At 70.0% G+C, this 12,593-nt stretch carries 11 protein-coding genes; 10 read left to right on the top strand and 1 reads right to left on the bottom strand.

Features of this window, described 5'->3' with window-relative positions:
- Window positions 1-28: 28 nt before the first annotated feature.
- The 7 genes from L0984_RS07140 (at window position 29) to L0984_RS07110 (ending at window position 7,580) form a co-directional block, all read left to right on the top strand.
- On the top strand, window positions 29-460 hold the full coding sequence (locus tag L0984_RS07140) for a DUF2147 domain-containing protein (RefSeq protein WP_234193051.1): 432 nt from the start codon (window positions 29-31) through the stop codon (window positions 458-460).
- 295 nt (window positions 461-755) lie between these two features.
- Window positions 756-3,167, top strand: coding sequence for a 3-hydroxyacyl-CoA dehydrogenase/enoyl-CoA hydratase family protein (locus L0984_RS07135; RefSeq protein ID WP_234193050.1), 2,412 nt, complete (start codon window positions 756-758; stop codon window positions 3,165-3,167).
- A gap of 17 nt (window positions 3,168-3,184) precedes the next feature.
- Window positions 3,185-4,384, top strand: coding sequence for an acetyl-CoA C-acyltransferase (locus tag L0984_RS07130; protein ID WP_234193049.1), 1,200 nt, complete (start codon window positions 3,185-3,187; stop codon window positions 4,382-4,384).
- A 120-nt stretch (window positions 4,385-4,504) separates the two neighbouring features.
- On the top strand, window positions 4,505-5,335 hold the full coding sequence (locus tag L0984_RS07125) for an acyl-CoA thioesterase (protein ID WP_234193048.1): 831 nt from the start codon (window positions 4,505-4,507) through the stop codon (window positions 5,333-5,335).
- 35 nt (window positions 5,336-5,370) lie between these two features.
- A complete protein-coding gene (locus L0984_RS07120) occupies window positions 5,371-6,114 on the top strand; it encodes an SDR family oxidoreductase (RefSeq protein ID WP_234193047.1) in 744 nt (247 codons plus the stop codon).
- A 73-nt stretch (window positions 6,115-6,187) separates the two neighbouring features.
- Window positions 6,188-6,790, top strand: a complete 603-nt coding sequence (locus L0984_RS07115; RefSeq protein WP_234193046.1) for a 2-hydroxychromene-2-carboxylate isomerase — start codon at window positions 6,188-6,190, stop codon at window positions 6,788-6,790.
- 25 nt (window positions 6,791-6,815) lie between these two features.
- Window positions 6,816-7,580, top strand: a complete 765-nt coding sequence (locus tag L0984_RS07110; RefSeq protein WP_234193045.1) for an enoyl-CoA hydratase — start codon at window positions 6,816-6,818, stop codon at window positions 7,578-7,580.
- Between the two features lie 79 nt (window positions 7,581-7,659).
- Here L0984_RS07110 and L0984_RS07105 read toward each other — a convergent pair whose 3' ends face one another.
- The gene (locus tag L0984_RS07105; protein WP_234193044.1) at window positions 7,660-8,082 is read right to left on the bottom strand and encodes an acyl-CoA thioesterase; all 423 of its coding nucleotides are present in this window, start codon (window positions 8,080-8,082) and stop codon (window positions 7,660-7,662) included.
- 77 nt (window positions 8,083-8,159) lie between these two features.
- On the opposite strand from L0984_RS07105, the gene L0984_RS07100 reads away from it, so the two are divergent.
- From L0984_RS07100 to L0984_RS07090, 3 genes are all read left to right on the top strand, one after another.
- Window positions 8,160-10,049 (top strand): ABCB family ABC transporter ATP-binding protein/permease, encoded by a 1,890-nt coding sequence (locus tag L0984_RS07100; RefSeq protein WP_234193043.1) that lies wholly within the window; start codon window positions 8,160-8,162, stop codon window positions 10,047-10,049.
- A gap of 26 nt (window positions 10,050-10,075) precedes the next feature.
- Complete coding sequence (locus L0984_RS07095) at window positions 10,076-11,014, top strand: 2-hydroxyacid dehydrogenase (protein ID WP_234193042.1); 939 nt, start codon at window positions 10,076-10,078, stop codon at window positions 11,012-11,014.
- A gap of 67 nt (window positions 11,015-11,081) precedes the next feature.
- A complete protein-coding gene (locus tag L0984_RS07090) occupies window positions 11,082-12,584 on the top strand; it encodes a M81 family metallopeptidase (RefSeq protein ID WP_234193041.1) in 1,503 nt (500 codons plus the stop codon).
- The last annotated feature ends 9 nt before the right edge of the window (window positions 12,585-12,593 follow it).

Below are 12,593 nucleotides of genomic sequence, written 5' to 3'. Positions count from 1 at the left end.
CTCCCATCCACCACGACCGGAGACCTCCATGCTGCTTCGTGCATCCCTCGCGCTCTCGCTGGTGCTGGCCTCGGCCGCCGCGCTGGCGCAGACAAGCCCCGTGGGCCTGTGGCGCAACGTCGACGACAAGACGGGCGAGACCAAGGCCGAGATCCGCATCACCGACAACGGCGGTCAGCTCTCGGGCCGCATCGAGAAGGTGCTGAAGAAGGACGGTTCCTCCACCTGCGAGCAGTGCACCGACGACCGCAAGGGCCAGCCCATCGTGGGGCTGGAGATCGTGCGCGGCGGCAAGAAGGCCGATGGCAAGGAGGTGTGGGAGGGCGGCAAGATCCTCGACCCCGAGAACGGCAAGGAATACCGCGCCAGCTACACGCCGGTCGATGGCGGCAAGAAGCTGGAAGTGCGCGGCTACCTGGGGCCGTTCTGGCGGACGCAGACCTGGCAGCGCGCCCAGTGAGGGCGCAAGCCGTTTCACCTTCAGGCCGCTCGTCGCGCTTTCCATGTCCCGACTTTGGGTTGCCCTTCCTGAACCACCCCGACCGTTCGTCGTCCTGAACCCACCTGGCCGCTCGCTGTGCTGAACCGCCCAGACCGTTCGCCCTGAGCCTGTCGAAGGGCCGCCCCGGCGCCCCGGCTTCGACAGGCTCAGCCCGAACGGCTTGCGGTGCATCCAACGTTTGAAGACACCCGTGACGGTTCACGGCGCGCCATCGGTTCAAGACATCCACCAACGGTCCCAGACACCCACCACCATGTCCAGATTCCAAGTCAAGAAAGTCGCCGTCCTCGGCGCAGGCGTGATGGGCGCGCAGATTGCGGCCCATCTCGTCAACGTGCGCGTGCCGGTCATCCTGTTCGACCTGCCCGCGAAAGAAGGGCCCAAGAGCGGCATCGTGCTCAAGGCCATCGACAACCTCAAGAAGCTCAAGCCCGCCCCCCTGGGTGTGGCCGAGGACGCGGCGCTGATCCAGGCAGCCAATTACGAGGAGCACCTCGGCCTGCTGGGCGAATGCGACCTGGTGATCGAGGCCATCGCCGAGCGCATGGACTGGAAGCTCGATCTGTACAAGAAGATCGCGCCCCACGTCGCGCCGCATGCCATCCTGGCGTCCAACACCTCGGGCCTGTCGATCACCAAGCTGGCCGAGGCGGTGCCCGAGAGCATCCGTCCGCGCTTCTGCGGCATCCACTTCTTCAACCCGCCGCGCTACATGACGCTGGTGGAGCTGATCCCCACGCCCACCACCAACGCGCAGGTGCTGGACGACCTCGAAGCCTTCGCCGTCACCGCGCTCGGCAAAGGCGTGGTGCGCGCCAAGGACACGCCCAACTTCATCGCCAACCGCATCGGCATCGCCGGCATGCTGGCGACGATGAAGGAGGTCGAGAAGTTCGGCCTCTCCTTCGACGTGGTCGACGACCTCACGGGCAAGCGCCTGGGCCGTGCCAGCTCCGGCACCTTCCGCACCGCCGACGTGGTGGGCTTGGACACCATGGCCCACGTCGTCAAGACGCTGCAGGACAACCTGAGCGAGGCCACCGATCCGTTCTACCCCAACTTCGCCACACCGCCGGTGCTGGCCAGGCTGATCGAACTGGGGCGCCTGGGCCAGAAGACCAAGGGCGGCTTCTACAAGAAGGCCGGCCGCGACATCCTGCGTTTCGACCTCGAATCGGGCGACTACGTGCCTGCCGGCCAGAAGGCCGACGAGGTCTACGGCCGCATGCTCAAGAAGCCGGCCGGCCAGCGGCTCAAGCTGCTGCGCGAGAGCGAAGGGCCGCAGGGCCAGTTCCTGTGGGCCATCCTGCGCGACGGCTTCCATTACGCGGCGCTGCACCTGGCCAACATCGCCGAGAGCGCGCGCGATGTGGACCTGGCCATGCGCTGGGGCTTCGGCATGAAGCAGGGCCCCTTCGAGCTGTGGCAGGAGGCCGGCTGGTCGCAGGTGGCGCAGTGGATCCAGGAGGACATCGACGCCGGCAAGGCGCTGGCCAAGGCGCCGCTGCCGAAGTGGGTGTTCGACGGTCCGGTGGCCGCGGCCGGCGGCGTGCACACGTCCGAAGGCTCCTGGAGCGCCGCCGAGCAGCGCTTCGTGCCCGAGCGCCGCCTGCCGGTGCATGCGCGCCAGCTCTTCCCCGAGAGCGTGTTGGGCAGCGGTGCCAAGCGCGCTGAAGAGTCCGGCACCACGATCAGCGACGAGGGCGACGTGCGCGTCTGGACGCTGGACCGCCCGGGCTATGAAGGCGTGCTGATCGCCAGCATCCATTCCAAGATGAACGCCATCAGCCCCGACGTGGCCGAGGCGCTGGCCGAGGCCGTGGCGCTGGCCGAGCGCGAGTACCAGGGCCTGGTGATCTGGTCGCCGTCGGACAAGTTCTCCGTCGGTGCCGACCTGCAGGCCATGCTGCCCGCCTTCGTGGTGGCCGGCGTGGGCGCCATCGAGGGCGCCGAGCAGGCCCTGCAGGACGTGATGCTGCGCATCCGCTATGCCAACGTGCCGGTGGTCTCCGCCGTGCGCGGCATGGCCCTGGGCGGCGGCTGCGAGCTGGCCGTGCACAGCGCCCGCCGCGTGGCCGCGATGGAAAGCTACATCGGCCTGGTCGAAGTCGGCGTGGGCCTGGTACCCGGCGCTGGCGGCCTCACCTACATCGCCCGCCGCGCGGCCGAGAACGCCGCCGCCTCCACCGGCACCGACCTGCTGCCCTTCCTCACCGAAGGCTTCACCGCCGCGGCCATGGCCAAGGTGGGCACCAGCGCGCTGGAATCGAAGAAGCTGGGCTACCTGGTCGAGGGCGACGTGATCGTTCCGCACAAGGACGAGCTGCTGCACGTGGCCGTCGGCCAGGTCAAGGCCATGAGCGACGCCGGCTGGCGCCCGCCGCTGAAGAAGCCCTTCCGCGTGGCCGGGCGCAGCGGCGCCGCCACCATCAAGGGCCAGCTGGTCAACATGCGCGACGGCGGCTTCATCAGCGCCCACGACTTCCACATCGCCAGCCTGATCGCCCACGTGGTGACCGGCGGCGACGTGGACCCCGGCACCCTGGTGACCGAGGAATACCTGATGCGCCTGGAGCGCGAAGCCTTCTGCGCGCTGGTGCAGCATCCCAAGACGCAGGAGCGGATCATGGGGATGCTCTCCACTGGCAAGCCTGTGCGCAACTGAACGACGAGACCACGACCATGAGCAAGCAAGTTCAAGACGCCTACATCGTCGCCGCCACGCGCACCCCCATCGGCAAGTCGCACCGCGGCTTCTTCCGCAACACCCGGCCGGACGACCTGCTGGCCACCACGCTCAAGGCAGCGCTGGCGCAGGTGCCGCGCCTCGATCCGCAGACCATCGAGGACATCGTCTGCGGCTGCGCCATTCCCGAGGCGCAGCAGGGCCTGAACGTGGCGCGCATCGGCGCCGTGCTGGCGGGCCTGCCCACCAGCGTGGGCGGCATCACCGTCAACCGCTTCTGCGCCTCCGGCCTGTCGGCCGTGCAGATGGCGGCCGACCGCATCCGCGTGGGCGAGGCCGAGGTCATGATCGCCGCCGGCGTCGAGAGCATGAGCATGGTGCCGATGATGGGCAATGCGCCCTCGCTGTCGCCGTCCATCTTCGAGCGCGACGGTGACGTGGGCATCGCCTACGGCATGGGCCTGACGGCCGAGAAGGTGGCGCAGCAGTGGAAGGTCAGCCGCGAGGCGCAGGATGCCTTCGCCCTCGAATCGCACCGCCGCGCCGTCGCCGCCCAGCAGGCCGGCGAGTTCGCCGACGAGATCACGCCCATCGAGGTGACCGACCGCGGCTTCGACGCCGTGACTGGCGAGACCACCACGAAGACGCGCACCGCCAGCCTGGACGAGGGCCCGCGCCCCGACACCAGCCTGGAAGGCCTGGCCAAGCTGCGCACCGTGTTCGCCGCCCGCGGCTCGGTCACCGCTGGCAACAGCTCGCAGACCTCCGACGGCGCCGGCGCGCTGATCCTGGCCAGCGAAGCCGCCTGCCAGAAGTACGACCTGCAGCCGCTGGCGCGCTTCGTCAGCTTCGCCAGCAAGGGCGTGCCGCCGGCCATCATGGGCATCGGCCCCATCGAGGCGATTCCGGCCGCGCTGCGCTATGCCGGCCTGAAGCAGGACGACATCGACTGGTTCGAGCTGAACGAGGCCTTCGCGGCCCAGTCGCTGGCCGTGATCAACACGCTGGGCCTGGATGCGGCCAAGGTCAACCCGATGGGCGGTGCCATCGCCCTGGGCCATCCGCTGGGCGCCACCGGCGCCATCCGCGCGGCCACCGTCGTGCATGCGCTGCGCCGCAAGCAGCTCAAGTACGGCATGGTGACCATGTGCGTGGGCATGGGGCAGGGCGCGGCAGGCATCTTCGAGCGCGTCTGAATCGGCACCGCAGCCGGCCGGCGCCAGGCCGGCTGCCCGCCACGGGCTGCGGGTTCCTACGGAGGCGCGCGCGTCCCGCACACGACTCGCGCGCCAAGTCGCTTTATGCACACTGCCGCCATGAACGACCACCCGCTCGATCGTGCCCTCGCGCTGTCGCACAGCGACATCCAGTCCGGGCTCTTCACCGGGGCCACGAGCCCCGACTACTGGAACATGGTCGGGCCCTTCGGCGGCACGACCGCGGCACTGCTGCTGCAGGCCGTGATGCAGCACCCTGAGCGGCTGGGCGAGCCGATCGCGCTCACGGTCAACTATGCCGCGGCCGTGACCGAAGGCGCGCTGCAGGTGCAGGCGGTGCCGGTGCGCACCAACCGCTCCACGCAGCACTGGACGCTCACGCTCAGCCAGGCCGGCGAGGACGGCAAGCCCCAGCTCAACACCACCGCCACCGTCGTCACCGCACTGCGGCGCCAGACCTGGAGCACCACCGATGTCTCCATGCCCAAGGTGCCGGCCCCGGCCGACGTGGCGGGCATGGGCACCGGCCCCAAGGGCGTGGCCTGGGTCGGCCAGTACGACATGCGGCCCATCAGCGGCGGCATTCCGCGCGAGTGGAACGATGCCGGCGACCACAGCGAGACGCTGGTGTGGGTGCGCGACGCAGTGCCGCGCACGCTGGACTTTCCGGCGCTGGCGGCGATGAGCGATGTGTTCTACCCGCGCGCGTGGCTGCGGCGCGCGCGGCCGGTGCCGGCGGGCACGGTGTCCATCAGCACCTATTTCCACGGCAGTGCGGCCGAGCTGGCGCAGGTGGGCCACGGCCACCTGCTCGGGCGCGCCACGGGCCAGCAGTTCCGCAACGGCTTCTTCGACCAGACCGCGCAGCTCTGGAGCGAGGCCGGGCTGCTGCTCGCCACCAGCCATCAGATCGTCTACTACAAGGAATAGCGCGTCCGCGCGTTCCTTCGTCGTCAGGAGCCCCCATGCCTCAACCCGCAGCCCTGATCGTCGGCGCCGGTGACGCCACCGGCGGCGCCATCGCCCGTGCCTTCGCGCGCGAAGGCTATGCCGCCTGCGTCACCCGCCGCAGTGCCGATAAGCTGGCGCCGCTGGTGGCGCAGATCCAGGCCGATGGCGGCACGGCCCATGCCTTCGGCAGCGATGCCCGCAAGGAAGAGGAGGTCGTCGCCCTGGTCGAGCAGATCGAAGCCACCATCGGTCCCATCGAGGTGATGGTCTTCAACATCGGCGCCAACGTGCCCGAGAGCATCCTCACCGAGACGGCGCGCAAGTACTTCAAGGTCTGGGAGATGGCCTGCTTCTCCGGCTTCCTCAATGCGCGTGAAGTGGCCAGGCGCATGGTGGCCCGGCCGCTGCCGACGGGCGGGCAGCGCGGCACGATCCTGTTCACCGGCGCCACGGCCTCGTTGCGCGGGGGCGCCAACTTCGCGGCCTTCTCGGGCGCCAAGATGGCGTTGCGCGCGCTGGCCCAGAGCATGGCGCGCGAGCTGGGGCCGCAGGGCATCCATGTCGCCCACACCATCATCGACGGCGCCATCGACACCGAATTCATCCGCAGCAACTTTCCCGAGCGCTACGCGCGCAAGGCCGAGGACGGCATCCTCAACCCCGAGCACATCGCCGCGGCCTACGTCATGCTGCACCGCCAGCCGCGCGATGCCTGGACCCACGAGCTGGACCTGCGGCCCTGGATCGAGAATTTCTGAGCGCACCGCGCGCAGCATCCGGGCCGGCCCGGCATCATTGCGGCCTTCCCACGAGAACGACTGGAGACTTCCCATGACCGCTCCCGCCCGCGTCGAATGCTTCTTCGACTTCGGCAGCCCCGCTGCCTACCTCGCCTGGATGCAGCTGCCCCACGTGTGCGCCGACACCGGCGCCGAGCTGGTGTGGCGGCCCATGCTGTTGGGCGGCGTGTTCCAGGCCACCGGCAACCGCTCGCCGGCCGAGGTCCCGGCCAAGGGCCGCTACATGCGCGAGGACCTGCAGCGCTTCGCCCGCCGCGCCGGCCTGCCCTTTGCGCACAATCCGCACTTCCCGATCAACACGCTGACGCTGATGCGCGGCGCCACGGCGATGCAGATGCACCGGCCCGAGCGCTTCCAGGGCTATGCCCAGGCCGTGTTCGAGGCCATGTGGGCGCAGCCGCGCAACCTGGGCGATGCGGGCGAACTGACGGCGGTGCTCACCGCGGCCGGCTTCAATGCCGCCGAGTTCATGACGCTGCTGGGCCGCCAGGACGTCAAGGACCAGCTCAAGGCCACCACGCAGGAGGCCGTCGAGCGTGGCGTGTTCGGTGCGCCGACGATGTTCGTCGGCGACCAGATGTTCTGGGGCCAGGACCGGCTCGACTTCGTGCGCGACGCCCTCATCCCCCGTTGATTTTTCTCTTCACCTCACCAACACCATGAGCGACATCCTCGTCCACACCGAAGCGGGTGTGACCACCCTGACCTTCAACCGCGTCGACAAGAAGAACTCCATCACCAGCAGCATGTATGCCGAGCTGGCCGATGCGCTCGACGCCGCGCGCGACGACGCGGCCGTGCGCTGCGTGCTGATCCAGGGCGATGCGACCATCTTCTCGGCCGGCAACGACATCGGCGACTTCCTCAACAAGCCGCCGTCGACGCAGGATTCGCCGGTGTTCCGCTTCCTGCGCGGCATCGCCGCCTTCCCCAAGCCGGTGGTCGCCGCCGTGTGCGGGCCGGCAGTGGGCATCGGCACCACGCTGCTCTTCCACTGCGACCTGGTCTATGCCGGTGACAACGCGGCCTTCTCGATGCCTTTCGTCAACCTGGGCCTGTGCCCGGAGGCGGCGTCCAGCCTGCTGGTGCCGCAGATGTTCGGCTATCACCGCGCGGCCGAGGCACTGCTGCTGGGCGAACCCTTCATGGCCGAGGCCGCGCTCGAAGTGGGCCTGGTCAACCGCGTGCTGCCGCCGACGGAGTGCAATGCCTACGCCCAGCAGCAGGCCCGCAAGCTGGCTGCCAAGCCGCTGTCGGCGCTGATCGAGACCAAGCGCCTGCTCAAGAAGACGCAGTCCGCCGCCGTGGTCGAGCGCATGGACGAGGAGGGCGCGAGCTTCGGCCGCATGCTGCGCGAGCCCGCCGCCCGCGAGGCCTTCACGGCCTTCATGGAAAAGCGTCGGCCGGATTTCAGCAAGGTCTGAGGCCGCGCCGGCCTGGCCGGCGACGCAGCGTGCTCAGAGCCCGTCTGTCATATGGCGACCGGGCCGTGATCAACGGCCCTCAGCCCTTGGGCGTCACCACCGGCCGCGGCCGGCCGTTCTCGTCGATGGCCACGTAGGTGAGCGAGGCCTCGGTCACCTTCACGTACTCACCCTGCTGGCGGATGCGCTCGGCGAAGACCTCGACTTTCACCGTGACCGAGGTGCGGCCCACGCGGGTGACGGCGGCATAGAAGGACAGCAGGTCGCCCACGCGCACTGGCTGCTTGAAGATGAATTCGTTGACCGCCACCGTGGCCATGCGGCCCTGCGCATAACGGGCCGGGATCACCGAGCCGGCCAGGTCGACCTGGGCCATCACCCAGCCGCCGAAGATGTCGCCGTTGCCATTGGTGTCGGCCGGCATCGGGATCACCTTGAGCACGAGCTCCATATCGGCGGGCAGGCTTTTGAGGACGGCGGGGGCGGCGGTCGGGGCGGTCATTGGACAATCCGGGAAAACAACGCCGCGGATTGTCCCGCATGCGACATGGCCGCCGGCCCGTCGCGACACAAACCCCCATGAGACCTGCCCACTCCCTGCCGCCCGTCGCCGAGCCGGGCGCGCCTGCGCCCGCGCGCAGCGATGCCGCCACGCTGCGGCGCCTGTTCCCCTACCTGTGGGCCTACAAGTGGCGGGTGCTCGCGGCCCTGCTGTTCATGGTGGGCGCCAAGCTGGCCAACGTGAGCGTGCCGGTGCTGCTCAAGCACCTGGTCGATGCGATGACGCTGCAGCCCGGCGATCCGCGTGCACTGCTGGTGGTGCCGGCGGCGCTGCTGGTGGGCTACGGGCTGCTGCGCTTTTCCACCTCGCTCTTCACCGAGCTGCGTGAGCTGGTGTTCGCCCGCGCCACCGAGGGCGCGGCGCGGCGCATCTCGCTGGAGGTGTTCCGCCACCTGCACGGGCTGTCGCTGCGCTTCCACCTGGAGCGGCAGACCGGCGGCATGACGCGCGACATCGAGCGCGGCAGCCAGGCGGTGCATTCGCTCATCTCCTATTCGCTCTACAGCATCGTGCCCACGCTGATCGAGCTGGTGCTGGTGCTCGGCATCCTGGGCGTGCGCTTCGACTGGTGGTTCGTGGCCATCACGGGTTCCGCGCTGGTGGTGTACATCGGCTTCACCGTGTGGGTGACCGAGTGGCGCACGCAGTTCCGCCGCAGCATGAACGAGCTGGGCGCCAAGGCGCAGAGCCGGGCCGTGGATTCGCTGCTGAACTACGAGACGGTCAAGTACTTCAACAACGAGGGCTTCGAGGCCCGCCGCTACGACGAGCAGCTGGAGCGCTACCGCCGCGCCGCCGTGCGCAGCCAGACCACGCTGTCGCTGCTCAACACCGGCCAGCAGATGCTGATCGCGCTCAGCCTGGTGGCGATGCTGTGGCGCGCCACGCAGGGCGTGGTCGACGGGCGCATGACGCTGGGCGACCTGGTCATGGTCAACGCCTTCATGATCCAGCTGTACATCCCGCTCAACTTCCTGGGTGTGCTCTACCGCGAGATCAAGCAGAGCCTGGTGGACCTGGAGAAGATGTTCGCCCTGCTGGAGCGCGAACGCGAGGTGGCCGATGCGCCCGGCGCCCGGCCGCTGCGCCATCCGGAGGGCGATGTGCAGTTCGACGATGTGCACTTCGCCTACGAGCCGGCGCGGCCCATCCTGCGCGGCCTGAGCTTCACCATCCCGGCTGGCAAAACGGTGGCGGTAGTCGGCCCCTCGGGCGCGGGCAAGTCCACGCTGGCGCGGCTGCTGTACCGCTTCTACGACGTGGATCCGGCCTCGGCGGGGACCGGCGGCGGCGCCATCCGCATCGGCGGTCAGGACATCCGCGAGGTGACGCAGCACAGCCTGCGCGCGGCCATCGGCATCGTGCCGCAGGACACGGTGCTCTTCAACGACACCATCGGCTACAACATCGCCTACGGCCGGCCCGATGCCAGCCAGGCCGAGGTGGAGGCCGCGGCCCGCGCGGCGCGCATCCATGCCTTTATCGCCGCCACGCCCAAGGGCTACGAGACCACGGTGGGCGAGCGTGGCCTCAAGCTCTCGGGTGGCGAGAAGCAGCGCGTGGCCATCGCCCGCACGCTGCTCAAGAACCCGCCGATCCTGATCTTCGACGAGGCCACGTCGGCGCTCGATTCCGCCAACGAGCGCGCCATCCAGGCCGAGCTGGCCACTGCCGCGCGCGGCAAGACCACACTGGTGATCGCGCACCGGCTCTCGACGGTCGTGGACGCGCACGAGATCCTGGTGCTCGACGCCGGCCAGGTGGTCGAGCGCGGCACCCATGCCGAACTGCTGGCGCGCGGTGGCGTGTACGCGCGCATGTGGTCGCTGCAGCAGAACGAGCGTCCGCCCGAGGCCGTACCTGCCCCTGTGGTCGCCTTGCCCGACGGCACCGCGCAGCCCGCCTGATCCGTTTCTTGCTTCCCTTCGTTCCCATGTCCGCCAAGATCCCTCTTCTCGTCCTCAACCAGCAGACGCCCGAACACCAGCAGCAGATCGGCGCCGTCTACGACCTCGTCTATGCGCCCACGCCGGCGGAGCGTGCAGCGGCCATCGCCAGACGGGGCCGCGACTTCCGCGCCGTGCTCACCATCGGCACCATCGGTCTCACGCCCGACGAGATCGCGGCCATGCCGGCGCTGGAGCTGGTGTGCTGCATGGGCGTGGGCTACGAGGGCCTGCCCATGGACGCGCTGCGGGCGCGCGGCATCGTCACGGCCAACGGTGCCGGCACCAATGACAGCACGGTGGCCGACCATGCCTTCGGCCTGATCCTGGCCATCGTGCGCCGCATTCCCGAGCGCGACCGGCTGTGCCGCGAGGGCGTGTGGCGCGACGTGCTCACGATGCCGCCACAGCTCGAAGGCCGGCGCCTGGGCATCTTCGGCATGGGTGCCATCGGCGCCAAGCTGGCGCGCCGCGCCGCCGGCTTCGACATGCCGGTGGGCTACCACAACCGCAAGCCGGTCGACGGCTCGCCGCACCGCTACTTCGACGACCTGGTCGAGCTCGCGCGCTGGTGCGACGTGCTGGTGTGCGCGGCGCCCGGCGGCGCGGCCACGCGGCACAAGGTGAATGCGCAGGTGCTGCAGGCGCTGGGCCCGCAGGGCTACCTGGTCAACGTGGGCCGCGGCAGCCTGGTCGATACCGAGGCGCTGGCCGAGGCCTTGCGCAGCGAGACCATCGCCGGTGCCGCGCTCGATGTGTACGAGAGCGAGCCCAAGCGGCCCGAGCCGCTGGTGGGCCTCGCCAACATCGTGCTCTCGCCCCACATGGCCGGCTGGTCGCCCGAGGCCGTGCAATGCAGCGTGGACCGCTTCATGGCCAATGCCGAAGGCCATTTCGCGGGCCGTGGCGTGGTGTCGCCGATCTGAAGAAGGCGGGAACGAACCCGCCACCGAGCACCGAATCCCTTTCCCAGGCCGCCCACGGCATCGTCCCATGAACGTCTTCATCGCCGGCTTCCAGCACGAGACCAACACCTTCGCGCCCACCCTGGCCGACTGGGCCGCCTTCGAGGCGGGTTCGGGCTTTCCGGCCTACCGTCGCGGGCCGGTGGTCATCGAGGCCTATCGCGGCAAGGCCATTCCCATCGGCGGCTTCATCGAGGCGGCCGAAGCCCAGGGCTGGACGCTCACCGCCTCGGGCTGGGCCGGCGCCAATCCCTCGGCCCATGTCACGCGCGAGGCCTTCGAGCGCATCGCCGGCGACATCGATGCCGACCTGCGCGCCGCGCTGGCCGGTCCGGGCGTCGATGCGGTCTACCTCGACCTGCACGGCGCCGCCGTCACCCAGCACCTGGACGACCCCGAGGGCGAATTGCTGGCGCGCATCCGGGCCGTGGTCGGTCCGCGGGTGCCCATCGTCGCCAGCCTGGACCTCCATGCCAACGTGACCGCAGCCATGCTGTCGGTGGCCGATGCGCTGGTGGCCTACCGCACCTATCCGCATGTGGACATGAAGGACACCGGCACGCTGGCGGCCACGCTGCTGGCACGTCGCCTGGGCCGCGGTAGCCGCGAGCCGCTGGCCGTACGCCGGCTCGACTTCCTGCTACCGCTCAATGCGCAGAGCACCATGACCGCGCCGGCCGATGCCGTCTACGACGAACTGCTGCGCCTGGACGCGGCGCATGGCACGGTCCTCAGCTTCGCCATGGGCTTTCCGGCGGCGGATATCGCCGAATGCGGGCCCGTGATCTGGGCCCATGGCGAGCAGGCCGAGGCGGCCGTGGCCGCGCTCTTCGCCCGCGTGGACCAGCCGCGCAGCCAGTGGCAGCTGGACCTGAAGGCCCCCGGGGCCGCGGTCACCGAGGCCCTGGCGCTGGCCGCTGTCGCATCGGCCCCGGTGGTCATCGCCGATACGCAGGACAACCCCGGCGCCGGCGGCGACAGCAACACCACCGGCCTGCTCCATGCACTGCTGGCCGCGGGCGCCGGCCGGCGCTTTCCGGGGCAGGTGGCGCTTGGCCTGCTGGCCGATCCGGAGGCCGCCGCCGCGGCCCATGCCGCCGGCGAGGGCGCGCAGATCGAGGTGCAGCTCGGCCGGCGCGTGCCCACCTGGGGCGGCCAGTTCAGCGACGAGCCGGTGCGCGCGCGGGCCACCGTGCGTGCGTTGCGGGACGGCCATGTGGTGCTCAAGGGCCCGATGGGCATGGGGGGCGAGGTCCGCCTCGGCCCCAGCGCCTGCCTGGAGGTGGACGGCGTGCTGGTCGGCGTCTGCACGCTCAAGACGCAGATGCTGGACCGCGAGCTCTACCGCTTCCTCGGCATCGCGCCCGAGGCCATGAAGCTGCTGGTCAACAAGAGCTCGGTGCACTTCCGCGCCGACTTCGCGCCCATCGCCAGCCACATCCTGGTGGCCAAGGCGCCGGGCCCCATGGCGGCCGACCCGGCCGACCTGCCATGGACGAAGCTGCCGGCGGGTATGTCGCTGCGGCCCTGACGTCACCGC

It is taken from the genome of Pseudacidovorax sp. NFM-22, assembly GCF_021401245.1.
GTDB lineage: Bacteria > Pseudomonadota > Gammaproteobacteria > Burkholderiales > Burkholderiaceae_C > Xenophilus.
The sequence above is the reverse complement of the archived record's forward strand: the minus strand, read 5'-3'. Positions and strand labels throughout refer to the sequence as shown.